The organism is Wenzhouxiangella sp. AB-CW3 (genome assembly GCF_014725735.1).
Taxonomy (GTDB): domain Bacteria; phylum Pseudomonadota; class Gammaproteobacteria; order Xanthomonadales; family Wenzhouxiangellaceae; genus Wenzhouxiangella.
Window position 1 is genome coordinate 42,263 of sequence record NZ_CP061368.1, and the last position, 24,615, is coordinate 66,877.

At 63.3% G+C, this 24,615-nt stretch carries 23 protein-coding genes; 16 read left to right on the forward strand and 7 right to left on the reverse strand.

Going from position 1 to position 24,615, the window contains the following annotated elements; genetic code table 11:
* The first annotated feature begins 68 nt into the window (after positions 1-68).
* Positions 69-1,538: a hypothetical protein gene (locus tag IC757_RS00170; protein WP_190975414.1), complete on the forward strand. Its 1,470-nt coding sequence runs from the start codon at positions 69-71 to the stop codon at positions 1,536-1,538.
* Between the two features lie 97 nt (positions 1,539-1,635).
* On the opposite strand, the gene IC757_RS00175 is transcribed toward IC757_RS00170, so the two are convergent.
* On the reverse strand, positions 1,636-1,845 hold the full coding sequence (locus IC757_RS00175; protein WP_190975415.1) for a cold-shock protein: 210 nt from the start codon (positions 1,843-1,845) through the stop codon (positions 1,636-1,638).
* A gap of 91 nt (positions 1,846-1,936) precedes the next feature.
* Here IC757_RS00175 and IC757_RS00180 point away from each other — a divergent pair, with 91 nt between their 5' ends.
* The 13 genes from IC757_RS00180 (at position 1,937) to IC757_RS00240 (ending at position 16,326) form a co-directional block, all read left to right on the forward strand.
* Positions 1,937-2,209, forward strand: a complete 273-nt coding sequence (locus IC757_RS00180) for a hypothetical protein (protein ID WP_190975416.1) — start codon at positions 1,937-1,939, stop codon at positions 2,207-2,209.
* Complete coding sequence (locus IC757_RS00185) at positions 2,206-2,694, forward strand: DUF411 domain-containing protein (protein ID WP_190975417.1); 489 nt, start codon at positions 2,206-2,208, stop codon at positions 2,692-2,694. Before IC757_RS00180 ends, IC757_RS00185 begins: the two co-directional genes overlap by 4 nt.
* Positions 2,695-2,719: 25 nt before the next feature.
* Positions 2,720-4,078 (forward strand): amidohydrolase family protein, encoded by a 1,359-nt coding sequence (locus tag IC757_RS00190; RefSeq protein WP_190975418.1) that lies wholly within the window; start codon positions 2,720-2,722, stop codon positions 4,076-4,078.
* 110 nt (positions 4,079-4,188) lie between these two features.
* Positions 4,189-5,694, forward strand: coding sequence for a serine hydrolase (locus IC757_RS00195; RefSeq protein WP_190975419.1), 1,506 nt, complete (start codon positions 4,189-4,191; stop codon positions 5,692-5,694).
* Between the two features lie 190 nt (positions 5,695-5,884).
* On the forward strand, positions 5,885-6,151 hold the full coding sequence (locus tag IC757_RS00200) for an RNA recognition motif domain-containing protein (protein WP_190975420.1): 267 nt from the start codon (positions 5,885-5,887) through the stop codon (positions 6,149-6,151).
* A 322-nt stretch (positions 6,152-6,473) separates the two neighbouring features.
* A complete protein-coding gene (locus IC757_RS00205; RefSeq protein ID WP_190975421.1) occupies positions 6,474-6,857 on the forward strand; it encodes a DUF6394 family protein in 384 nt (127 codons plus the stop codon).
* A 15-nt stretch (positions 6,858-6,872) separates the two neighbouring features.
* Positions 6,873-8,576: a potassium channel family protein gene (locus tag IC757_RS00210; RefSeq protein ID WP_190975422.1), complete on the forward strand. Its 1,704-nt coding sequence runs from the start codon at positions 6,873-6,875 to the stop codon at positions 8,574-8,576.
* A gap of 95 nt (positions 8,577-8,671) precedes the next feature.
* Positions 8,672-9,217, forward strand: a complete 546-nt coding sequence (locus tag IC757_RS00215) for an ECF-type sigma factor (protein WP_190975423.1) — start codon at positions 8,672-8,674, stop codon at positions 9,215-9,217.
* 3 nt (positions 9,218-9,220) lie between these two features.
* On the forward strand, positions 9,221-11,689 hold the full coding sequence (locus IC757_RS00220; protein WP_190975424.1) for a protein kinase domain-containing protein: 2,469 nt from the start codon (positions 9,221-9,223) through the stop codon (positions 11,687-11,689).
* 160 nt (positions 11,690-11,849) lie between these two features.
* On the forward strand, positions 11,850-12,278 hold the full coding sequence (locus IC757_RS00225) for a cupin domain-containing protein (RefSeq protein WP_190976874.1): 429 nt from the start codon (positions 11,850-11,852) through the stop codon (positions 12,276-12,278).
* Between the two features lie 16 nt (positions 12,279-12,294).
* Positions 12,295-13,950: a tetratricopeptide repeat protein gene (locus IC757_RS00230; protein ID WP_223846183.1), complete on the forward strand. Its 1,656-nt coding sequence runs from the start codon at positions 12,295-12,297 to the stop codon at positions 13,948-13,950.
* A 112-nt stretch (positions 13,951-14,062) separates the two neighbouring features.
* Positions 14,063-14,929, forward strand: a complete 867-nt coding sequence (locus IC757_RS00235) for a class I SAM-dependent methyltransferase (RefSeq protein WP_190975425.1) — start codon at positions 14,063-14,065, stop codon at positions 14,927-14,929.
* Between the two features lie 104 nt (positions 14,930-15,033).
* On the forward strand, positions 15,034-16,326 hold the full coding sequence (locus tag IC757_RS00240; RefSeq protein WP_190975426.1) for a sialidase family protein: 1,293 nt from the start codon (positions 15,034-15,036) through the stop codon (positions 16,324-16,326).
* A 392-nt stretch (positions 16,327-16,718) separates the two neighbouring features.
* Here IC757_RS00240 and IC757_RS16820 read toward each other — a convergent pair whose 3' ends face one another.
* Positions 16,719-16,850 carry a hypothetical protein gene (locus tag IC757_RS16820; RefSeq protein ID WP_263405576.1) on the reverse strand — a complete coding sequence of 44 codons (132 nt, stop codon included), beginning with the start codon at positions 16,848-16,850 and terminating at the stop codon, positions 16,719-16,721.
* Between the two features lie 183 nt (positions 16,851-17,033).
* Here IC757_RS16820 and IC757_RS00250 point away from each other — a divergent pair, with 183 nt between their 5' ends.
* Together IC757_RS00250 and IC757_RS00255 are read left to right on the forward strand one after the other, a co-directional pair.
* The gene (locus tag IC757_RS00250) at positions 17,034-17,888 is read left to right on the forward strand and encodes a substrate-binding periplasmic protein (protein ID WP_190975427.1); all 855 of its coding nucleotides are present in this window, start codon (positions 17,034-17,036) and stop codon (positions 17,886-17,888) included.
* 99 nt (positions 17,889-17,987) lie between these two features.
* The gene (locus IC757_RS00255) at positions 17,988-18,380 is read left to right on the forward strand and encodes a DUF3192 domain-containing protein (RefSeq protein WP_190975428.1); all 393 of its coding nucleotides are present in this window, start codon (positions 17,988-17,990) and stop codon (positions 18,378-18,380) included.
* A 19-nt stretch (positions 18,381-18,399) separates the two neighbouring features.
* Here the strand turns inward: IC757_RS00255 and IC757_RS00260 are convergent, their stop codons facing one another.
* From IC757_RS00260 to cysG, 5 genes are all read right to left on the reverse strand, one after another.
* Entirely contained in the window at positions 18,400-19,875 is a 1,476-nt protein-coding gene (locus IC757_RS00260) for a phospholipase D-like domain-containing protein (RefSeq protein ID WP_190975429.1), read from the reverse strand.
* 11 nt (positions 19,876-19,886) lie between these two features.
* A complete protein-coding gene (locus tag IC757_RS00265; RefSeq protein ID WP_190976876.1) occupies positions 19,887-20,789 on the reverse strand; it encodes a patatin-like phospholipase family protein in 903 nt (300 codons plus the stop codon).
* Positions 20,789-21,304 (reverse strand): type 1 glutamine amidotransferase domain-containing protein, encoded by a 516-nt coding sequence (locus IC757_RS00270; RefSeq protein ID WP_190975430.1) that lies wholly within the window; start codon positions 21,302-21,304, stop codon positions 20,789-20,791. Before IC757_RS00270 ends, IC757_RS00265 begins: the two co-directional genes overlap by 1 nt.
* 672 nt (positions 21,305-21,976) lie before the next feature.
* On the reverse strand, positions 21,977-22,990 hold the full coding sequence (cysK, locus tag IC757_RS00275; protein WP_190975431.1) for a cysteine synthase A: 1,014 nt from the start codon (positions 22,988-22,990) through the stop codon (positions 21,977-21,979).
* A gap of 45 nt (positions 22,991-23,035) precedes the next feature.
* On the reverse strand, positions 23,036-24,493 hold the full coding sequence (gene cysG / locus IC757_RS00280) for a siroheme synthase CysG (protein WP_190975432.1): 1,458 nt from the start codon (positions 24,491-24,493) through the stop codon (positions 23,036-23,038).
* Positions 24,494-24,615 lie beyond the last annotated feature (122 nt).

The following is a 24,615-nucleotide window of genomic DNA, read 5'->3' on the forward strand; positions in this document are numbered from 1 at the left end:
ACGCCTTGTGCAGGCTGGATCCATCCGCCATCTGGCGGAGCTGTCCAAATCAATTGCAGGAGGCAATCATGAATATCCGAGTTGGCAAACTATTCCTCATCCCGGTTGCAGTCATCGCCATGATGACTGCCCCCATGCTGGCGACGGCCGGACCGCCAGAAGCCCAGGGCCAGGGGCACGGACCCTTGTCGAACCCCCATGGGACCAATGTACTAGAGGTCATCACCCGGCATCCGCCCCTGGCCGATGCCCATGCGCATTACGAGTTCGTCCTGTCCGACGAGGTGATTCCGGCGGGCTGGACGACGATCCGGATGAGCAATCATTCCAGTTCCACGCACTTCGGTTACATGGTGCGTGTGCCCGATGATGTGGCTGACCTGTCTGTCGAGGAATACATGGATGCGTTGTCATTGCCGTTTCAGGATGCCTGGGATCCGTACTTCGCCGGAGACGTCGACGTCGGAGGATTCTTCGATGTGCTGCTGCCCGGAATGCCCGAATGGTCTGCCGAAAGCGTCCCCAGCAGTGGCCCGGGGTTCACCAGCGGCGGGATGACCAGCAGCATGACCGTGTACCTGGAACCGGGAACCTACTTCATTGAGTGCTACGTGCTCGACACCGAGGGTGTATTCCATACCACCCACGGCATGGTCAATCGCCTGGAGGTTGTCGACGATTCAGACAACGAGTCTTCCGAGCCGGCAAGTGAGGTCGAGGTACGTATCTCCTCAACCGAGGGTCTGAGGCTGGAAGCCGAGAACTTACAGCCAGGACCGACAACCTTTGAGGTCATCTTCGAAGACAACATCGTCTACGGCCATGGCCTGGGCCATGACGTCCACCTGGTCCGGCTCGATGGAGAAACGACTGTCGAGGAGATCAATGGCTGGATTAACTACCTCGACATCGGTGCCGACGGCTACTACGCCGACAGCGGTGCGCTGGTCTCGGCCAGCGGCCAACGCGGCCCACAGACCTTTCTTGGCGGTGTACAGACACTCTTTCCGAATGCCGGTGCCGGCCAGGACTTTCCCCTGACGGCCTACTTTCATGCCGATCTCACGCCAGGCCAATACGTGCTGGTCTCCGAGGTGCCCAATCCCGTGCAGCCTGATGCAGACAATCCCGAGGTCAGCATGCTGGTGGAATTCAGCGTCACGCCAGGAGCCGGGCTGACCGGTGCCTGGTATGACCCGGCCACCGCCGGCCAGGGCTGGAACTTCATCGCCACGCCGGGGGGTGTGTTCGGGTACTTCTATGGATACGCCGACAGCGGCGAGACCTTGTGGCTGATCACCGAAGAGGTGATCGGTGATATCTCCACCGGGGAGTCGGTTGCCTACAACCTGCTGTACGGGGAACTCGGCTCGTTCAGCGACCCAGTGCAGCCAGATGATCTATCGCATTGGGGCGAGGTCACGTTCGTCTTCGACAGCTGCAACCAGGCCACGGCTGAAATTTCGGGCGCTGATGGTGCGCAGACTCACCAACTGCAGCGAGTGGCTGACACCGTAGGAGTCTCCTGTGGCCTGTAGCCGGTGACCGGGGGGAACGTGGAACTCCGGGAATACCGGACATGAAAAACCCCGCCGGCGGCGGGGTTTTTCGCGGCAATGCGGTCTGTCGCCCCTGTTAGAGGGTGACGACGTTCTCTGCCTGCTGGCCCTTGGGGCCGTTGACGATGTCGAAGCTCACCTTCGCACCTTCGGCCAGGGACTTGAAGCCCGAGCCGGTCAGGGCGCTGAAGTGGACAAAGACGTCACTGCCGCCATCGTCCTGGGAAATGAAGCCGAAGCCCTTCGCGTCGTTGAACCACTTCACGGTTCCGGTATTGCTGGACATATTGATGTCTACCTTTAAATGTATTGCAAGTTTGTAATGGACCATGCCACACGGCCGGGTCCGGTGTTGCTGTTACTCGGAAATTCAGGAAATGGAGGAGCTTGAAGGGGGTACCGGAAGGGAACTTCGATCAAATTCGACCACTGCTGTGTTCCGCAGCGTCGCCGATTATACACGGTTTCTGCGGGTGTGCAAGCACTTCTTCGTGCCCGGCTGGATCGATGGCATGGCCGTCCCCGGAAAACATCCTGACATTCCCCTGACGAAACCCCTACCGAGGCCCACAACAGGTTCGGCACAGTTTCACCTCAATCGGATCGATACCGGTGAAATCAAAACTGATGCCCAAGGAGCCAAACCATGAATTACTACCGACTTGATTGCCGTTCGACTCCCTTGCTGCTGGTTGCGGCCCTGGTTTTCGTGTGCAACATCGGCTTCAGCTCGGAGCCGCTGCCCACGGTCACCCTGAACCTGACAGAGAACTGTGAGTGCTGTGTGCGATGGGCTGATCATATGGAAGAAGCGGGCTTTACCGTCGAGCTCGAGTATCTCGACCCCTCGGACCTCCAGTCGCTGCAGGAGACCCATCACACGGGCCCGAACAGTGATCTGTCCTCTTGCCACACGGCCTTGGTGGATGGCTACGTCATCGAAGGTCATGTCCCGGCTGAACAAGTCAAATCCCTCATTGCAGAGCGACCGGACATTGTGGGGCTTAGTGTGCCGGGCATGCCTCTTGGCTCTCCCGGAATGGACGTGACCGACGCAAAGGAGCGCTACAAGGTACTAGCTTTCGATGAATCTGGCGAAACCTACGCCTATGCCATCTACAACCCAAACCACTGAGGTCGACTACATGATGCGACTAAACATGAAAGGGCTGCTTTTTCTGGTCGCGCTGGCCCCCTCACTGGTCCTGGCCGAAGTGCTGATCATCGAGGGCGTCAACGTGGTCACCATGAAGAATCACGCAATTCTGCAAGACAAGTCTGTCGTGATATCGGATGGACGCATCCGGCAGATTGATCGATCGGACTCGGTTTCCGTGACTGACGGTGCCAGGAGAATTGATGGCGCCGGAAAGTATCTCGTGCCCGGGCTGTCCGAGATGCATGCACATCTGCCGTCGGATGAATCCGGTTCCGCGATGGACCCACGGGATGTGTTGTTCCTGTTCCTCTCCAACGGGGTTACAACCATACGCAACATGATTGGCACACCGCAGCATCTGGAGATCCGTCGCTCAATCGACGCGGGTGAATACCCGGGGCCGCGACTGATAACCAGTGGCCCACCGCTTGACAACTCGGGGTTCGGGTACAACACCGTTGACGGTGTCGATGGCGCCAGAGAACAAGTACGAGCTCAGGTGGAGGCAGGCTACGATCTGCTTAAATTACTTGAGGGGTTGTCGAGACCGGAGATGGAAGCCATTGCCGAAGAAGCCGAGCGGCTGGGAATGGAAATGTCGGGTCATGTTCCGACTTCCCTTTCGGTGGAAGAAGCGGTCAGTCTGGGTTACGCAACGATTGAACACCTTGATGGCTATATGCCATCCACGGTTGATCCTGATACCCACGTGGATGGCTCGGCAGGCTTGTTTGGCGCCCGCCTGGCCCGGGGCTTCGATCCGGAGCGGGCGAGAATGCTTGCTTCCGAACTGGCGGAACAAGAGTTCTGGAACGTGCCCACACAGAGTCTCGCATACACCCTGTTCGGCGGCGCCTCCATTCAGGCCTTGCAAGACGATCGTCCCGAACTGCGTTATGTTCCCGCGCAAGTGCGCGAGAGCTGGTCCAGCCAGGTTCAGATGATGCGAGAGAACATGCTGGATAGCCCCGAGGAAGGCAAGGCCTACATGCGTGCACGAGCCGAGTTGCTCGCAGCACTGCGGGAAGAGGGCGCGAAGTTTCTGCTGGGTTCCGATGCCCCGCAGTGGTTCAATGTTCCGGGCTTCTCCGTGCATCACGAGATGTCGGCGCTCAGGGAAGTCGGGTTCTCCGACTACAGTATTCTGAAGATGGCATCGGCCAATGCCGCCCGGTACCTGGGCATGGAAGAAGAGCTGGGCCATATCGGTGAAGGATATATCGCCGATCTTGTGCTCGTTGGGGGCAACCCGATGGAAGATATTTCGCACTTGCAGGATCTCTCGGGCGTCGTTGTCGGCGGTCGATGGATTGGTCGTGACGAAATTGATAGCCGGCTTCAGGCAATGGAAGGCGGCTGATTCCATGGATTGACTTACCATCTTGCCGCCGGCTAAATTGGCCCGGTGTACCGGTCCGGCTGTTCGTCGGGCCGGTTTCCCGGACACCGATTCAGAAGCGAGGCAGGTCCATGTATCCCGGAATTCAATTGAAGGCCATCGGTCCAGGCCTGGTGCGTTGCACCCGTCGCGGCGGGCTGCTGTTGTTGTTGCTGGCCGGCTGCGTCAGTCCACTGTGGGCCGAGGAGCCCGCGCTTGACGAGCACCCGCAGGTTGTCGAAACCCTGGCGCTGCTGGAAACCTGGATCGACGCGCAGCGAGCCTACGAGGGCGTTCCGGGGGTCTCAATGGCGGTTGTCCACGACGACCAGGTGCTGTGGCGGAAAGCCTTTGGCCAGGCCAACCCGGACGCCGATGTCCCGGCCCGAACCGATACCCTCTATTCCATCTGTTCGATCTCCAAGCTGTTCACCGCCGTGGCTGCCATGCAGTTGCGCGACCGCGGAAAACTGGCATTGCACGATCCGGTTCGAGATGTCCTGCCCTGGTTCGACATGGCTGGTGCGGGGGACGACAGTCGGCCTGTCACCCTCTGGGGGCTGCTGACACACGCTGCCGGCCTGCCGCGCGAATCCGACTTTCCCTACTGGACCCCCCCCGACTTTCCCTTTCCGCCGCGTGAGCTGATTCGCCAGCGCCTGGCGGAACAGGAGATGCTGTATCCGCCCGAGCGTACCTTTCAGTATTCCAACCTGGGCCTGACCCTGGCCGGCGAACTGGTCGCGGAGGCCAGTGAGTCCTCGTTCGATGACTATGTCCGACAAAACCTTCTCGAACCGCTGAACATGCGCGATACCCGCACCTACATGCCGGACGATCTGCATGGCGAACGCCTGGCCGTGGGACACGGGGCACGCAACCGTGCCGGAGAGCGTGTGGCCGTGCCGCTGTTCGATGCGCGGGGTATTGCACCGGCGGCCGGATTCTCATCCACCGCGGACGACCTGGCGCGTTTCGCTATCTGGCAGCTTGGCCTGCTGGGTGGCAATGGCGACACGGACCTGCTGGCGGCCGACACCCTGCGCGAAATGCAGCGCGTGCAGTGGCTGGAACCGGACTGGCAGACGGCCCGCGGCCTGGGTTTCGGTGTCTATCGGCCCGAAGAGACCATCTACGTGGGCCATAGCGGATCGTGTCCCGGTTATCGCTCGGCGCTGTGGCTTCAGACCGACGATGCAATGGCCGCCACGGCCCTGGCCAATGCATCCGGGGTGGACACCGAGCTGTGGGTGCGGCGTGCGCTCGAGGCAGTCAGTACGGCCGTGAATCAGGCCCGCAACGGTCAAGCGGTGGCGCTGCCCACGGAATTTTCCGACTACCTCGGCAGCTACAGCCTGGCGCCCTGGGGTGGCGAAGTCGCGGTTGTTGGCTGGCGTGGAAACCTCGCCATGCTCGAACTGCCGACTTCCGATCCGGTCGGATCCCTGGTCATGCTCGAGCACGTCGAGGACGACCGGTTTCGCTGGCAGCGACGCGATGATCTGCCCGGCGACCTGATCGAATTCGAGCGCGACGAGCAGGGGCGCGTCGTCGCCTATCACCGCCACAGCAATCGCTGGCCACGCATCGAGGAGTGACCGATCCGAGGCCGGTTTCGGGTGGATTTGGCCAACCTGCGTGCTTGATGGCTCAAACCGGCCTATACTGCACGGCTGCGATCGAGTTCCGATCGTTCATTCCCGCCTGTTTTCGGGGTCCGGCCTGTTTCGCCGCCTGTCGGCAGACGGGTCCGCCCCAATCACCTCACGGCCCGGAGGCCGCCTGCAGATGAAAACCCTGTTTGTACGCAATATCCATCCCGAAACCCGCGAAAAAGATCTCAAGGAACTGTTTTCCCGTCATGGCACCGTGCGTGGCATGAAACTGCCCATGGACATCTTCACCCGCCGCTGCCGCGGGGTCGCCATGGTCGACATGGAAGGCCATGAAGCGCGTGCGGCCCAGGCCGGCCTTGATGGCGCCATGTTCAACGGCCAGGCCATCCAGGTGCGCGAAGAGCGCCCGCGCGGCAAGAAGCGCGGCGGTCGGCGCTAGTGGGCCATGCGGTTTCGCCTGCCCTGCCCACGGCGCTTGTGCGACGGCCCTTCGGGAGTCACTGTGCTGGCGCGACTCGGCGTTGCGTTTCTTGGCAAGGACGCTGCCATTCCCTGCGAAACGCGCCTTGATTCGCGCCAGCACAGTGGCTCTGAGCGTTACCTTATTAACCGCATGGCCCACTAGTCCGGGACATTCCGGATCTGCCGCCGGCACCGTGCGGCAGATACCCGATTCGGTCGGTCCGTCAAGGGGACTCGCCATGCCGCGCCGGGCCTGTGCATAATGAAGCTTCACGTTACCATCGAGGGAGCTGGCCGTCATGAACATGAGCAAGGTGGTCTTCGGATTCTTCGTCCTGCTGGCACTGACCCTGAATTTCGGCTTTTTCATCGGCGAAATCGACAACCCCGATCACCACAACGTCTATGAGCTGTTTGCCGCGCTGGTCGTGGGCCTGATCGCGACGGTCATGAAGCTGGGTGAGCGCTCGCAGATGAGCGCCATGCTGCTCGCATCCAGCCTGGTAGTCGATCTGCACCTGATCGCCGCTGCGTTGGTGTGGGCGTTTGCCGTTCACGTCACCGATATCGGTCTGACCCCGGCGGTCATGGCGACCATCGTTTCGCTCTCCGGCGGTGCGCTGCTGGCCAACCTGCTCTCGGTGGTGCTGCTGACGCTGGAAACGGCCGGCTTCAGTCGCTAGCGCCCTGGTTGCCCCGTGGGTGGATCCTTCATCTTCGTGTTTTTCCGGCGCATGCGGGTGCCGCTGGTGGTACTCATTTCCGCCTATGCCATCGCAACGGTCGGCTTCACTTTCATGCCGGGAGTGGACGACGAAGGCAACCCCTGGCAATTGAGCCTGTTCGAGGCGTTCTACGTGGTCAGCTATACCGGCTCGACCATCGGGTTCGGTGAGGTCCCCTACGAGTTTTCGCCAGCGCAGCGTCTGTGGACCATGGTCAGCATTTACCTGACCGTGATCGCCTGGCTGTTTTCGATCGGCACCATCATTTCACTGTTGCAGGACCCGGCGTTCCGACGCAGCCTGCAGCGGGCACGTTTCCGCCGTGCCGTGCGCGCCATCAACGAACCCTTCTACCTGGTTTGCGGATACGGTGACACCGGGCGCCTGTTGACCCGCGCCCTGACCGAACGACGCCATCCCGTGGTCGTTGTCGACCACAACACCGACAAGATTGATGCGTTGTCGGTGCAGGATTTCAAGATGCCGGTGGCGGCTTTTGCCATGGATGCGCGTCCACCCGACAACCTGGTCGAAAGCGGCATGCGCAGCCGCTGGTGCATGGGCGTGATGGCGGTGACCGGCGATGACCGGGCCAACCTGAAGATCGCCGTGGCCACGCGCTTGCTCAACAAGCGCTGTGCGGTGCACGCACGTGCCGACTTGCCCGAAGTGGCCGACAACATGCTCTCGTTCGACACCGAGGATGTGGTCAACCCGGTGACCGAATACGTTTACCGCATGCGCCTGGCCATCGAGCGACCGGCCGCGTTCCGGCTTTATCACTGGCTGCAGTCCGGACCCCACGCCCGTATCCCTGATATTCGCCGGCCCCCGCGCGGTCCATGGATCCTGGCCGGGTTCGGCCGTCTCGGCAAGGCCATGCACGCCATGCTCGTCGAGATCGGCATCGAAGTGACTGTCATCGAGGAAGACGATACGCTGGCCGGCCTGCCCTCCAATTTTGTTCGCGGTCGTGGCACCCAGGCCGAGACGCTTCGAGAAGCCGGCATCGATCGGGCCGTCGGCATCCTTGCTACCACCCGCGACGACGTCGACAACCTCTCCATTCTGATCACGGCCCGGACCCTCCATGCCGACCTGTTCACCGGAGTGCTGGAAAACGGCTTGTCCAGCCATTCCATGGTGCGCGCCGCCGAGCCGGACCTGGTCGCCCAGCCCAGTACGGTCATTGCCGGGACCATCCTCAGCCGCCTGCGCTCGCCCCTGGTCCAGCCGTTCATCGAGCGCATACTCGAATGCGACGACGAAGCCATCGACGCCCTCCTTGATCGCTTGTCGGTGCATTGCCGGGAGGCCCCGCCCGATTTCCTGACGTTGCGCATCAGTGAGCGTCGCTCGCCAGCGCTGGTCAGTCTGATCGAACGCGGGATCGAGGTTCCCATTTCGGCGCTGGTGCGCAACCCGGTCGACAATGAGCGGCGCCTGCCCGTGGAGGTTCTGCTGTTGCGGCGCGACAGCGGCGACATCCTCACCCCGGATGAAAACACAAAGTTGATGGTCGGCGACCGCATTCTCATGGCAGGCCATCCCCGCGCCGGGCGGCGTTTGCGCGCCATGCTCGACAACGAGAATATCCTCGGCCGCACCCTGACCGGCCGCGACATTCACCAGGGTTGGCTATGGCAGCGACTGACCGGGACCCGCGATTTGCGCTGAGCATCGCCGCCGCTCACGCACTGGCCCCTGCTTCTGGGCAGTGTTATCCTGCCAAATCAGACACATGGAAAATCCGGCAGGGACCGAATGGCGTCATGCCCGGCGAACTCACTTTATTGCTGAAAGCGGCCAGCGACGGCGATCAGCCGGCGCTCAATCGATTGGTGGCCCTGCTCTATGTCGATCTTCGCCAGTTGGCCCACCGCTGCCGGCGTGGTGACGGCCAGGCGCTCGACACCACCAGCCTGGTTCACGAGTGCTACCTCCGCTTCCTCAATTCCGGCGAACTCGAGGTCAACGATCGCGCCCACTTCTTCAACCTTGCCGCGCGTATCATGCGCCAGCTCCTGGTCGACTATGCTCGCGAACGGCTAGCGGTCAAGCGTGGTGGCGGGGCCGTGCATGTCGAGCTGCGCGACGACGATGCGGCCGAACGGGCCGAAGCCGAACACTGCCTGGCCGTGGACCAGGCGCTGGAGCGACTCGCCGAGATCCATCCCGGCCAGGCGCGCGTGGTCGAATGCCGGTTCTTCGCCGGCCTGACCGAGGAAGAAACCGCCGAGGCCACCGGTCGCTCGCTCAGAAGCGTGCAGCGCGACTGGAAGTCGGCCCGGGAATGGCTGGCCGGGCGCCTGGACTGACCGATGGGCGACGATCCTCTCAAGCCCGGTGGGGCACTGGAAGGCCGCTTGTTCGAGGGTTTTCTGCGGCGACTGTCCGAAACCCGCGAGCCCGAACCCGGCGACCGTATCGGCGCCTGGCGCGTTGTCTGCGAACTGGGTCGCGGCGGCAGCGGTGTGGTCTACATGGCCGAACGTGCCGACGGCGCCTTCTCCCAGCAGGTTGCTCTGAAGTGGTTGCGTGGCGATCGGCCGGTTCCCGGCGGGCGTGAAGCACTGGCGCGCGAGCGCGAGTTGCTGGCCAGCCTCGACCATCCCCATATCGCGCGATTGATCGACGGCGGCCAGACCGACGACGGCATGCTGTGGTTCGCCATGGACCTGGCCGAGGGTCAGACCGTCGACCGCCATGCCGCCAATCTGGCCTTGCGTGATCGCCTGGCACTGGTGGCCAAGCTGTGCCGGGCCGTTCATCATGCCCACCGGCGCGGTCTGATCCACGGCGACATCAAACCGTCGAACGTGCTGGTCGACGGTCGCGGCGAGCCGCGCCTGGTCGATTTCGGCATTTCACGCATGAAGGGCGGTGGCCTGGGTTCAAGCTACGGGCTGACCCCCGATTACGCGAGTCCGGAACAGCGTGCCGGTGATCCGCTCACCACCGCGTCCGACATCTGGCAACTCGGTCACCTGCTCGCCGACCTGCTCGCCGACGAGGTCGTCGCGACCGACCTGCAATCGATCATCGCGCGGGCGACGGCCCGATCACCCGACCAACGCTATGCGTCGGCCTCGGCCATGGCCACCGATATCGACGCCTGGCTGTCGGATCGGCCGGTGCTCGCCCACGGTGGCGGACTGGTCTACGGTCTCACTTGCTGGGTTCGGCGCAACCGTGCGCTTTCACTGGTCACGGCCACCGCCGTCCTGGTTCTTGTCGGCGGCGGGGCATGGATGGCCCTGCAACTGGCCGAAGAACGCGATCTGGCCCAGCGTGAGGCGGCGCGTGCCCAGGCCGCACTGGCCGATACACAGGCCGCACTGGCCCGGGCCGAGGCCCTCGGTGACTTCCTGGTCAACCTGTTCGAGGCGACCCGTCCGACCCGTCCCCGCGATCAGTTACCGACCACCGAAGAGATCCTGTCGCGCGGCGCCGAACGGGCCCTGGATCCGGAGTCGGCGCCTGCAGTTGAACGCTTCGGCATGCTGCTTGCCATCGGCCGTGTCTACCGATCCCGGAATCTCTACGACGATGCCCGTCCGCTGATCGAGGCGGCCGTCGATCTGGTCGAAACGACGCCTGCCTTGCGACCTGAGGATCACGCCCGGGCCTTGCAGCTCAAGGCACACCTCATGATCAGCGATGGCGACAGCCTGGACGATGCAGAGGCCTTGTTGCTGCAAGCCGAATCACTGCTCGACGATGAGCACGAATCCTGGAACCTGCTGGTGCGAATTCGCATCATGCGCACCTGGGTGGAGCGTCATCGTGGCGAACATGAACGTGCCCTGGCACTGGTCGAGCCGCTCTACGACAGCCTTTATCGGCAGGGCAAGCTGAGCGATACCATGAGCGCTGCACTGCTCGACGCCCTGGCCGGACTGAAAGGTGCAACCGGCGACCAGGAGGCTTCGGCACGAATGAGAAGCGAGGCCATCGAGGCCTACCGGCGTGCGCACGGTGAGGACAGTCTGGGCTATGCGGTTGCCCTGGCCAACAGCGTGGGTCAGGAACGAATCCTGGGTCGTTTCGAAGAATCCGAACGGCGCGCGCGCGAGGCCATCGCGCTCTACGACCGCATCTATTCCGACCCGGTTGACTACCGTGCCGTGGCCCGTGCCAGCCTGGCGCGCACGCTGCTGGCGACCGGACGCTACGATGAAGCCTTCGAAGCGATGGATCTGGCAAGTGCCGAACACGCCCAGGCGTTGGGCAACGAGCCGGATCGCTGGCCGCTGCGTTACACGCGGCGCGGCACCTTTCTGGCCCGCATCGGCGAGCCCGGCGACGCGCTTGCCGACATGGAGCGCGCCGACCGTCTTTTTCGGGAAGAGGACGGCTTCGATCCGCGCCTGATCGCCACCGGGCGCATGCTCCTGGCCTGGACAAGCTGTCTGGCCGGAGACGGCCGGGCCGGCCGGGAAGCGCTTGAAAACCTCGAGCATGCCGAGACGCTGGAGGGGAACCCCCGCAATCGTGCCCAATTGGCTGAAGCCCGTGCCGCCTGCTACCTGGAAACCGGCCAGCCCGAGCCGGCCCTGGAAGCCATCGATGCCGCGCTCGAAGCCGCCGACCGGCCCGGCAACCTGCTGGTACTGACCGGCCGGCAACTCCTCAAGGCGAGAATCCTCAAGGCCCTGCAACGCCACGACGAGGCAGCCGAGTTACTCGACCAGGCTCAAGCCCGATTTCGGGAGTTCGAACTGCATGACCATCCTCGCTTTGCTCAGGTGATTGATGCCCGCGCGGAACTTGCAGATGGACGTCCTTGAACCGGGGATCTGAATCCCCTCGCCTTCGGGCTACGGCCGTTGACCGGTCGGTAAATTCCTGGCGGGTAGCCCGCCCGCTTTCCGTGTCCCTGTGCACCAATCCAATCAAAAAGCCGGAGAGCAAATCGTGAAAAAGGTTCTTGCGTTCACCGCGGCGGGCATGCTGCTTCTGGGCGGATTGCCCCTCGCCATGGCGGAGGACCAGGCCTTCACCTGGTCGGCCGACGACCCCGCCCTGGAATGGGGCCCCTGTCCCGAGTTCCTGCCCGATGACTGCCGCATCGCCGTGCTGCAGGGTGACCCGGCCGGGCACAACGCCGACATCTTCTTCCGCCTGCAGCCCGGCACAAAGGCCGCGCATCACTGGCACAGCTCGGCTGAGCGCATGGTGCTGGTCTCCGGTGAAATGGTCGTCGACTACGACGATCAGGAACCGGTCACGCTCACCCCCGGTACCTATGCCTACGGCCCGGCCCGCCTGCCGCACACGGCTCGCTGCCTGGAGGGCAATGATCCCTGCGTATTGTTCATCGCCTTCGAGGAACCGGTCGATGCCGTGCCTACCGATCAAGGGGAAAACGGATACTGACATTTCGGAGCGAACCATGAATACGATCAACCTGATTCGCAGCTTGCTACCCGCACTCATGGTGGGAGCCGGCATGGCCATGGCGGACCATGATCACGACGATCATGATCACGAGCATATGCACGACGACGCGCTCGTGGGTGCCGATGAGCCCATTGGCACGGTGGATTTCGGCGCCGATTGTCCCGAGCCGGCGCGCGCGGAGTTTGACCGTGCCCTGGGCCTGATGCATCACATGATGTATTTGCAGTCGCGCGGCGAGTTCGCCGACATCGCCGAAGACCATCCTGACTGCGCCATGGCGCACTGGGGGGTGGCGACCACGCTGTTTCAGCCGTTGTGGGGCACCACGCCCACCGACGAGGAGGTCGAACAGGCCCGCGCGGCGATTGAACGGGCCCAGGCTACTGTCGACCGGGACAACCAGCGCGAACGCCTGCTGATCGAGGCCACGGCAGCCTTCTTCGAGCCCGAGACCGACCGGCTCTGGGATCGCATGCCGGGCTGGATCGACGGCATGGCGGCTGCCTACCAGGCCTACCCCGATGATCTCGACGTGGCCGCCCTGTACGCGCTGTCTCTGGTGACCGAGGCCATACAAGCCGACGACCATCACGCATTGCACGAGAAGGCGGAAGGCATACTGCAGCGCGTCTGGGAACAGGAGTCCGCGCACCCCGGCGCGATCCACTACGCCATCCATGCCAGCGATGCCGACGGCCGGGCCGAGAACATGCTGCACATGGTCGAGGCCTACGGCGAAATCGCCCCGGATGTGCCGCATGCGCTGCACATGCCCTCGCACATTTACGTGCGCCTGGGCGACTGGCCCGAGGTGATCGGCTGGAACCTGCGCTCGGCCGAGGCGGCGCTGAACCACGATGTCAATGGCGCGATCTCGTATCACTACATCCATGCCATCGACTACCTGGTCTATGGCCACCTCCAGCGCGGCGAGGATTCCGCCGCCCAGGCCAAGTGGGAAACGGCCCTGGACAAGGGTCGTCACCAGGGCGGCTTCCCCGGCGCATTCCACCTGGCCACCATTCCGGCACGCCTGGCCGTGGAGCAACGCGACTGGGAGGCCGCCGCGGCGATCGAGCCGCGCACGCCCGACTATCTTCCCTGGGACCAATTCCAGTGGCCCGAGGGTTTGAGCTGGTACGCACGCGGGCTGGGTGCGGTCCACACCGACGACCTAGACTCCGCTCGCCGCGCCGAGCAGCGCCTCGCCGAACTGGCCGAGGCGGCCGAGGAGGCGCCCGACACACGCTTCGCCGTCTACCTCGAAGTCGACCGCCGCATCCTGGCCGGCTTCATCGCCCAATCCGAAGGCGACAGCGAGAAAGCTGTCGAACTGATGCGTTCGGCCGCCGAGCTGGAATCCTCGGTCGAGAAGCATCCGATTACACCCGGTGCTCTGTACCCACCCAACGAGGCCCTGGGCGACCTGCTCAGAAAACTGGACCGACCGGACGAGGCGATGGCGGCCTACCGGGCCTCCGACGAGATCTGGCCGGGACGCTACAACACGCTGCTGGGGGCAACTCACGCGGCCCGAACTGCCGGCGATGACGAAGCCGCTGCCGTGTGGTCGAGCCGGTTGGTCGAGGTGGCTCCCGATGCCGAGCGCACAAGTATCGAGGACGCCCGCGAACTGGCCGCGCGCTGAAGGAATCGGTCCTGCAAGTTCCCGATGGGCTGCTCAAGTTCAGGGGCATGTCCTCGGAGATGGGCAGTTCGGATGAAACCCTGAGCGAGTAGCGAACCCGGAGGAGCAAATCATGAATCAGCCTGTTGAAGCAGCCAACGAATACGTCGAGTTCTGGAACGACACCCTGGCGGAAAAATTCAACCGTTTCCGCGAGATCCTGATGAACGGATTGAGCTATCACAGCCGGGTGCCCCTGGAGCGTCTGAATCTGGATGCCGGCTCCAGGGTTGTCGATGTGGGTTGCGGCTGGGGTGACACCGCCATTGAGCTGGCCCGAAAGGTCGGACCAGAGGGGCATGCGCTCGGGCTGGACTGCGTCGATGATTTTCTCGACAAGGGCCGCGAAGATGCCCGCCGGGCCGACATTCACAATGTCGAGTTCGTGGCCGCCGACGTTCAAACCTTCCCTTTCATGCCCGAGTTCGACTTCTGCTTTTCGCGTTTCGGCATGATGTTCTTCGAGAACCCGGTCGCGGCCATGCGCAACATCCGTGCCGCGCTCAAGCCGGGCGCTGAACTGATGTTCATCGTCTGGCGCGATATTGCCGACAACCCCTGGGTGGGTGTCCCCAAACAGGTGGTGCTCGATTTTCTGCCAGAACCCGGCGATGACGCGCGCACCTGCGGGCCCGGCCCCTTCTCCATGGCCAACCCGGAAGTGGTCACCAAGCAACTGGAGATCGCGGGTTTCGGCGACATCGAGTTCGAGCGCACGGATGGTCCGGTCACCGTGGGTGACTCGGTCGAAAACGCCATGCAGTTCCAGCTGGCACTCGGCCCGGCCGGCGAAGTCTTTCGCGAGGCCGGTGAACTGGCCGAAGCGAAGCGCCCCGAAATCGAGCAGGCGCTGCGCGACGCACTCGCCCCCTATGAGCAGGGCGGACGCATCGTCATGCCATCGAGCTCGTGGACAGTCACGGCGCGAAGGGAACAGTAAGTTGTCTGACTGATTCGGTCGCCCAGTCGTCAGCCTGCCGGGCCTGGGTCTTTCGGCACCGCTACAATGTGGTGTATGGCCATCTGAGTATGGAGATTGCACCCATGCCACGATCTGTCTTGTACCTGCCGCTGGTACTGTGGTTGACGGCTTGCCAGGCGGAGTCCGAATCGATGCCAGAAACCGACCTGCGCTGGTCGGAGCCGGTCAAGGTGGCCTCGGGTGAGGCCTACCAGGGCCCATGGCGCATGAACGAGTCGGAGTTTCTCTACGTCGACGACCCAGCCGTTGCGCTGGCCGATGGCAAGATCTTCTTTGCCTGGGTCGACAATGCCGACCAGGACATTCATTTCCAGATTTTCGACCGGGATGGTGAGCCCGAGCTCGATGAACCGGTCAATGTATCGGTCTCCGGAGACATTTTTTCCTGGCTGCCACGGGTGGCCGTTGACGGCGAGCGGGTCTACATCGCCTGGGAAGAAGTCCTGTTCACCGGCGGTTCGCACGGCGGCGAGATTCTGCTGGCGCGCTCGAATGATGGCGGACGCAGCTTCTCCGAGCCGATCAATCTTTCCAATACCACCGCCGGTGCCGGCAAGGGGCGCCTGACCCGCGAGCGCTGGGACAACGGCAGCCTGGACTTGCTGGCCCGGAATGGTCGGGTGGTCGTGGCCTGGACCGAATACGAAGGTGCGCTACGGGTGGCCACCTCCGCCGATGGCGGGGACAGTTTCGGCGAGCCGTTGCACGTGGCCGGCGACGACGAACTTCCCGCCCGCGCGCCGTCGTTGGCCGGCACCCCGGACGATCGCATCTGGCTGGCCTGGACGGTGGGCGAGGACAACTCGGCCGATATTCACCTGGCCTACACCATCGATACCGAAGAAGGATTCTCCGAGCCGCGCCGCATCCACGCCTCCGACGCCCATGCCGACAGTCCCGTGGTGCGTGTCGACAGCGAAGGTACGGTGCATCTGGCCTGGACCGAAAGCACGGGAGGGCCGTTGCGTGGCAGCCGCATCGTCTACGCACGCGACATCGATGGCAGCGGAGACTTTGGCGAGACCGTCAGGCTCTCCGGTGACACCATGGCAGTCTATCCACAGATGGCTGTTGCCGGTCAACGCGTACTGGTGAGCTGGGAGCGGTCGGCGACGGACAGGCGTCAACTGTTCGGAATCGGCTATTCCGCATCAGTTGACGGCGGGCGCAGCTTCAGCGAGCCGACCGTGATCGCGGCCACCCAGCGCGAGGAGTATGGCGTCAATGGCGGCAACCAGGGCTTGCTGATGCGCAAGCTCGACCTGTCGGACGACGGGCGAGCGGTCCTGGGCCATGCTACGTTCAACCGCAACGAAGCTTCCCATATCTGGTTGCTGCGGGGCAGAGTCGAGTGAGTCCAGCCATAAAAAGCGCCCGGCCGGAGCCGGGCGAAAGAAGCGCGGGGACGGAGGGAGCCCGCGCCCTGCGGGTTGATGGGCAGCGATGCCTTTGTTGACGCTGCCGATCTGTCAGGTATGACTCAGAGGGTGTCCAGACCCGGTCTTCAGCCACCTACTCCGACTTCGTACCAGGGGGTTGGGTTGATGGGGCAGCGGTAGCGGAAACCATCGGCAGTGATCTCGACCTCGCTAACGCCGGTTTCACCAGGCTGCAGGGGGAACATGTCAAGCTGCTCGTGGGTCTCGCCATTCTGGAGTTGCCAGCCAACGACCTTTTCGGCCTTGTTGGTAATTACGAAGCGATAGTTGCCCGGGGCCAGGTCCGCAAGGGTTTCCTCGGCGGCGAACTAGCCGTTGTACTGGTCAAGGTGAATCGTGGTCACGCCGTCCTCGGTTACCGGCGTGCCTGCCGAAGCCTGGAAAGCGACCGCAATGCCGAATACCAGGGTGGCGAGGGCTGAAGCGAATCGGGTGGTCATTGGGTTTCTCCTTGGTTCAAATGAAATCAGGTTTGAAAGAAATCACGATGTCGTCGTGTGGCAAGCATTGTCCGCGCCTTTCCGCCTGTCGCCTATCAGGAAAAACGCGTAAGCCTTGTTCTTCTTTTTCTCCCGACTCCCGATCCGTTATGATCCTGACTGGTTTCCACGCCCGGCCCATCAATGCCTGCCCGACGATTCCTGCCCTGGCTTCTCCTCTTCCTGCCGCTAACCGGCCTGACCGGCGAACATGCCGACCGTGGCGATACCCTGGCCGAGGCCCGCGAGGCCGGCGAAGCCACGGTCACCGTGCTTTACGTTCCAGCCGGCGGCTGGGCCTATCGTGAGGGGGATGGTGAATTGACCGGTGTGACCGTCGAGATCATGCGCCGGTTTGCCGACTATGTTGCCGAGGCGCGCGGTATCGAACTTGAGCTGGATTTCGTCGAGGAAACCGACTGGACCGTGTTCTACGGCCGGGTGCGCGATGCCGAGGGCGGTGTGTTCGGCATTGGCAACGTCACCATCACCGAGCCCCGGCGCGAGGAACTGGCGTTCTCGCCGCCGTACCTGGAAAACATTGCCGTTCTGATCACGCATGAAGACCGGGGCAAAGTTGATGGCCCGGAACAGGCTGCCCGGCAGCTGGCCGATCTGCGCGCACTGGCCTTCGAGGGCACCCTGCACGAAACCCGCCTGAAGGCGCTGCGCGACGAGCACTGGCCTGAACTGGGCATTGATTGCGCCGGCAGCAATGACGAGATCATTACCGCGGTGGCCGACGACACGCATTTCGCCTACATCGATGCCTACAACTACTACGGTGCGCGCGACCGCGGCGCCCCGCTCAGGCATCACCCGGCTTTCGACGACACCGGCGAACAGTTCGGCGTGATCATGCCGCTGAACAATGACTGGCAACAGCTCGTCGACGAGTTTTTCGCGCACGATGGTGGCCTGATGCAGCGCGATTTCTACCGCGAACTGCTGGCCGAGCACCTGGGCGAGGCAGTTGCCGATCTGCTGACCGGGCAGTAGCCCATTCGACTCATGACTTCTGGCTCAGGCGGGATTCAGCTTGCCGTCCGATAATCAAGGTTCCATTCCATCGGAATCCTTTATCGGGAGGCAATGCAGATGAAAGTCGTTTCCAGAGTTCTGGTCCTGGGCCTGGTCACCGTGCTGCTGGGCGGTTGCGTGTTCAGCGTAGGCGGCAGCCGTGGTTCATCGGGGGAATCGGACTGGCAGCAGATCGAGCGTGAGAACCGTGCAGCGATCGCGCGGCTGAGCAAGGGCATGTATGTCGACGAGGTCCGTTCGCGCATGGGTACGCCGGATTTCCTCGAATCCTTCTCTCGCGCTGACTATGACTACCAGGTGCTGTTCTACCGTACCCATCGCGTCAAGGCTGATGGCATGACCACGCGCGACGAGACCACGCCGTTGATCTTTGCCGATGGTCTCCTGGTGGGCTGGGGCGAGGCGGCCTGGGTCGATCTGACCGGCCGTCCTTTGACGGGTCGGCCCTGAGTTGACAGCCCCCGCGCGATCAGAACGTCGACAGGCCGGTGGCTTCCATGATCCGGTATTGCCAGTAGCGCAAGCGGCTCTCGTCGGCGTACTCGTCGTAATCCAGGCTGTATGAGCGCCCGTTGCGGTTGTTCCAGCGCTCATCAAAACGTTGTCTGGCCTGGACAAGTGGCGGTGTTGCATCGGTCCCGCGCAGGTGCAGCGCCGTCTCGGGGTTGAGGTCGTCAAGGTTGCGCCGGGTGTAGTTGGCCGTGCCGGCGATCAGCTCCGTTTGGCCATCGCCGAAGCGCACCAGCAATTGCTTGTCGTGGCATTGCTCCCCGGTGGTGTGGCACCAGCGCACATCGACACCGGCCCGGGTCAGTTCGGCGGCCACCGGTCGGTTCGGCACCCCGTTCTTTCTACGGCCGAAGGCGTGTTCGTTGGGATCGAGCAGTGCGCTTACACTTGCCCCGCGCCCGGCCGCATCTTTCATCGCCTCGATGATGCCGCGATGGGAGAGGTAGAACATCGACAGCTCGACTTCGTCTCCGCTGTCTGCAAAGTCAAGCAACTCGATGACCGCATCGCGTATCGCGCTTTCGGTGAGCACCTGTATGCTGAGGTCAGCATCGGCCATCTGCGGCGGAACGGCCTCCGGTGGACGATCCCACAACGCGCCATTGTCGGAGAATGCCACGATGGCCCGTTCAGAGGCCAGCAACTCGAACACGGCCGGGCCGGACAGCACCACGGCCTGGTTGGAATGCGCGCTGGAGGCATCGTGTGGGTTGGCCGAGGTCACCAGCCCCTTCCATGTTTCGCCGTGATCGACGACCAGTGTCTTTCTGTGGTTGGCCTTGAAGTTGGCCAGGCGTTTCCAGCTCCTCAGCGTGATCGGCTCGTCACCGACCGGGTTGGGCAACCAGCCACCGTCGGTGTTGTTGCCCAGCCATCGGCAGCAAAGCCGCCACAGCCCGGACCAGGCCGGGTTGGAATCACGCAGGCGATCAAGATCGGTGACCACCACTTCGATGCCGGCCTCGCGCATGGTCTGAAGATGGGGTGACTCCATGCTGCCGTAAACCGTATTGATCGGGTCGGTGATGAACACGATCTCAAGCCCCGGCACGGCCGTTTGTTGTTCAACCAGTGCCTCGGTCAGTTCCGACGACAATGCCCGCATGTCGTCATCATCGGCAGCGCCGGCAAACTCGTTGAACAGGAACATGTCGGCCACGATCAGGCGCTCGGCCTGGGCAATCAGTTCCAGCTTGCGATCAAAGATGGTCCGGTCGATGCGACGCTCGCCGTCCTCGTCCACCCAGGTATCGTCGGCCAGGTACTCGATCACCGGCGCGGGGTACTGTCCGCCGGTCAGCGCGAGACCCTCGGGCAGCGGCTTGACACTGTGCCAGGTCCCCGAGGCGATCCAGGCCAATGCCAGCGTCGCCAGCGCAATGCGGCGCCAGCGCAAACGAATACGGCCATGGGTGGCCTGATCGATCTCGGGCATGTTTGCCTAACCTACTGTTCCAGCGCTTCGGACAACTTCTGGCGCAACTCGTCGGCGCCCGATTCGGCCTTGTCAAGAATGTCGTCGACACGATCAAAATACAGCAGGCGGATACCCGACAGTTCCGGCTTGATATAGATATCCGGTGGATCGGCCCGCCGGGCCTGGGCAATCAGCGACTGCTGCATGATCTCGAAGGTCTTGAACAACAGGTCGGCCAGGTCGGGCGACTCGTCCTGTTCGGGGTTGCGTGAGCCGGTCACGTCGATGGCCACGACGATGTCGTGGTCGGCAACCTGGTCCCAGGGCAGCGGGTTGGAAGTGCCGCCATCGATCAGCAGCTTGTCGTCGCGCTTGACCGGCGCGAACAGGCCGGGCACCGCCATGCTCGCCTTGAGCGCCTCGAACAGATCGCCCTCCTCCAGCACCACGGTTTCGCCATCCCAGTAATTGGTGACGACGACCTTAAGCGGAATGTCGAGATCGTCGAACTCGCGTGCATCGATACGTTCGGCCACCAGCTCGAAGAACTCGTCCGGGTCCAGCAGGCTGCCGTCATCGAAGTCGATTTCGAGTAGATCGGTCAGGCCGATATCCAGACCGTCGTCGTTGGAAAACGGGTCCAGCGCCGAGCCACCAAACTCTTTGAACAACTCGCGCATGCCCTCGGCATCCATGCCGGCGGCGTACAGCGCACCAATAATCGCGCCAATGCTGGTGCCGGCGATAGCCGCGGGCCGGACTTCCAGTTCCTCGAACACCTCGATCATGCGGATATGCGCCAACCCAGCCGCCCCGCCCGAGCCCAGCGCCAGGCCGATGGTTTTTGACGATTCCTCGTCACCGGCCATGGCCGGCGTTGCGATCGTGCCCGCCAGCCACAAAGCCAGAAGGCCGGTCAGGAGGCTTCTCATCATGACAAGGCCTGGATGATGGCGCGGCAGAAGGCGGGCAGATCGTCGGGCACGCGACTGGAAATCAGGTGGCCGTCGACCACCACCTCCTCGTCCACCCAGTCGCCGCCGGCATTGACCATGTCGTCGCGAATCGAGGCAAACGAGGTCACGCGCCGGCCCCGAATGATGTCGGCCGACACCGCCATCCAGCCGGCATGGCAGATCCACGCCACCGGCTTTTCCGCCTCGCTCAAAGCGCGCACGAAATCCACCATGTGGCGGTGGCGGCGCATCCGGTCCGGCGCCATGCCGCCGGGAATGACCACGGCATCGAAGTCCCCGGGATCGACCTCGGAAATATCGTCATCGACACCGACCGCGTAACCCTTGCCGCTGTGATAAGTGTGCTTCCCGGCCCCGAGCACGCTGACCCTCGCACCGGCCTCGATCAGCCGCAGGCGCGGGTAGTGCAGTTCCAGCTCCTGGTAATTGTCCTCGGCCAGAATGGCGACATGCTTGTCGGGCAGGCTCATTCACTTCTCCTTTGAAGGTGTGCACTGCCCATTATGCATTCCTGCAGTCAGTCTGGGGTGTGGGGCAGGGTGGGGAGCGGCCTGATGCGGAGGCGGCATTGAGGTGAATCGGCCGGTGTGCCATTGGGGGTTGTGGTGGCGTCCTGGTGCTGGTTGAATATCGCCCTGAGCGCTCCGCTGCCGTGCTGATGATCTGGCCTTGCAGGAGCTCAGGTTGCGGAAAGTACGTGCCACCTTCCGTCACATCAAAACCACCCCCGCACCAGACCACTCCCCACCTGAGGTGTGAGAGTAGGTTGAAAGTTAGTCCAGATCGAAGCCACCGCCAGACTTTCAGCCTGCTCACACCCTTCAAAGCGGGTGGTATTCGATTGAGCACGACCGGGGCGGGTGGCGGAATCAACCAGTCGGTTCTTCCCAAACCAACCGATCCAGCACTTGCACCAACGAAGACAATCAATCACCAGGTGGCATCACGACAATCTTGCCGACTCAAGGCCTCGTGCACTTGAAATTGCCGACTCGGTCGATCACCCGGCCCGGTCGTGCTCAATCGGATGCCGCCCGCGACACCACCTTCCCTGTGAGCGGGCCCTGGCCTACGAGGCTGCCGGTCGCAGATCAGATCCAGGGCCTGCAGCGCAATGGAGATATCTACGCCAAGACCCCCGATTACGAGGATGTCGTTGAAAGGCTGGGGCTGTTCTCATCGGTGGTATCCGGTGCTTCTTCGGCAAAAGCCGCCAGCCACTCGTCGTCGGAGCCTTCGGCGATGTCCTCGAACATGAAGGTGGAAAGGTAGCGCTCGCCAGTGTCGGGCAGCATGGCCAGAATGCTGCTGCCGGGTTCGGCGCGTTCTGCCACGTCCAGTGCCGCGGCCACCGTGGCCCCGGCCGAAATGCCGGCGAAGATACCCTCGCGGCTGGCCAGCGCCAGCGCGGTGTCGCGCGCGGTGTCGTCGTCCACCGGCACGATCTCGTCGGCCACGGAGCGATCGAGCACCTTGGGCAGGAAGTCCGGGGTCCAGCCCTGGATCTTGTGCGGTTGCCATTCCTTTCCGGCCATCAGCGAGGCGCCGGCCGGTTCGGTGGCGATGACTTTCAGTTCCGGGCGTGCCAGCTTGAGCATCTGGCCGGCGCCGGTGATGGTGCCGCCGGTGCCCCAGCCGCTGACGAAGTAGTCCAGTCGCCGACCGGCAAAATCGCGCAGGATCTCAGGGCCGGTGGTGTTGCGGTGATAGGCCGGGTTGGCCTCGTTCTCGAACTGGCGCGCCAGGAACCAGCCGTGACGTTCGGCCAGCTCGGCGGCTTTCTTCACCATGCCCGTGCCGCGCTCGGCGGCCGGGGTGAGCATCACCTTCGCCCCCAGCGCACGCATCAGCTTGCGTCGTTCCACCGAGAAGGTCTCGACCATGACGGCAACGAACGGATAACCCTTGGCCGCGCACACCATGGCCAGGGCGATGCCGGTGTTGCCGGAGGTGGCCTCGACCACGGTCTGACCTTTCCTGAGCTCGCCGCGGCGCTCGGCATCCTCGATAATGGCAACGGCCAGCCGGTCCTTGACCGAGGCCAGTGGGTTGAAGAACTCGGCCTTGACGTAGAAGTCCACGTGCGGCGGGGCCAGGCGGTTCAGGCGGACGACCGGTGTGCGGCCGATGGTCTGGAGGATGTTGTCGTAAATCATGTCTGGATCCGTCAGTGAGAATTACCGGATGGAAGGAACGCTTGTTCAGCCAGTCGCCGCGAGGACGCGGGCCGATGGCTCGCCCCGTGTCAGTACGGCATCGCCGTACCAGCCCAGTTCCCTGGCCAGGGTAGCGACCTCGCCGACAAACAGCATGGCTGGCGAGCTGATCGAGTGAGTACGGGCCAGGTCGGCCAGTTCGTGCAGCTCACCCACCGCGACGCGTTGATCCGGCCGGGTGCCGTTCTCGACCAGGGCAACCGGCGTCTGCGCTGCGCGGCCATGCGCGATTAACTGCTGCTCGATGTGTTCGAGCTGACCGACCGACATATAGAAAGCCAGGGTCTGGTAGTCGGCGGCCAGGGCTGCCCAGTCCAGGCGGTCGATGGAGCGTTCGCAGTGGGCGGTGACCAGGCGTACCGACTGGGCCATGCCGCGCTGGGTCAGGGGCAATCCGGCGTAGGCCGCGCAGGCCGAGGCCGCGGTTACGCCCGGCACCACTTCGTAGTCGATGCCGTGGGCGCACAGAAAAGCCAGCTCCTCGCCGCCACGGCCAAACACCATGGGATCGCCGCCTTTAAGGCGCACGACCCGCGCACCGGAACGGGCATGTTCGATCAGGATCTCGTGAATGCCATCCTGGCCGACACCATTTTCGCCGGGGCGCTTGGCCACGTCGATGAGCTCGGCATCGCGCCGGGCATAGTCGAGAATGCGCGCATCGACCAGGCCGTCATGCACGATCACGTCGGCGGACTGGATGCGCGAAAGCGCGCGCAGGGTCAGAAGCTCGGGCTCGCCCGGCCCGGCACCGACCAGGCTGACATGCCCTGGCCCGGACCATTCATCCTTCTCCAGTGCCCGGGTGATCAGGGCGCGCGATTGTTGCTCGCGCCCGGCGGCCACTTCATCGGCCGGCAGTCCGTTGAAGACCCAGTCGAGAAATCGCCGCCGCCGTGCCAGCTCCGGGAAGCGGGCGCGAATCTGTCCGGCCAGGCTGCCGGCCATGGCCGCCAGGCGTCCGATGCTGGGCGGAAGCAGGCGCTCGATGCGGCTGCGGATCATGCGCGCAAGTTCCGGGGCCTGGCCTCCCGAGCCAATGGCGATCATCAGCGGTGAACGATCGACCACGGCTGGAACAATGGCCGAGCTTTCCTGCAGGCGGTCGACGACGTTGACCGGAACCCCATGGTCCCGGCCCCAGCGAACAATGCGCTCACGCGTAAAGGCGTCGGCCGCGGCCACCACCACCAGGGCATGACCGGGCAGATGGTGGTCGGCCAGCTCGCGGGCGAGCCAGTTGACCCGCTCGCTGTCGGCCATGGCCTCGGTATCCGGGTGCAATGAGTCGGCCACCAGGTCGACCAGCGCACCGGCCTCGAGCAGCCGCTTCATCTTGCGCTTCGCGACCTCGTCGCCGCCGACCATCAGAACGCGACGATCGTGAAGGTCGAGGAACACGGGATACCAACGTGACGGTGATGTGAGAGTTTTCGTAGACATGCAGACAGGCTATCCGGCCACCGCTAGCTGCGGAAATACTTAGCTGCTAACCCGTCATGCGCTCTGGTTATATCCGCCCGTGTCTGCCCACCCGGGTTTGATCGAGTCCCGTTGCCTGATGA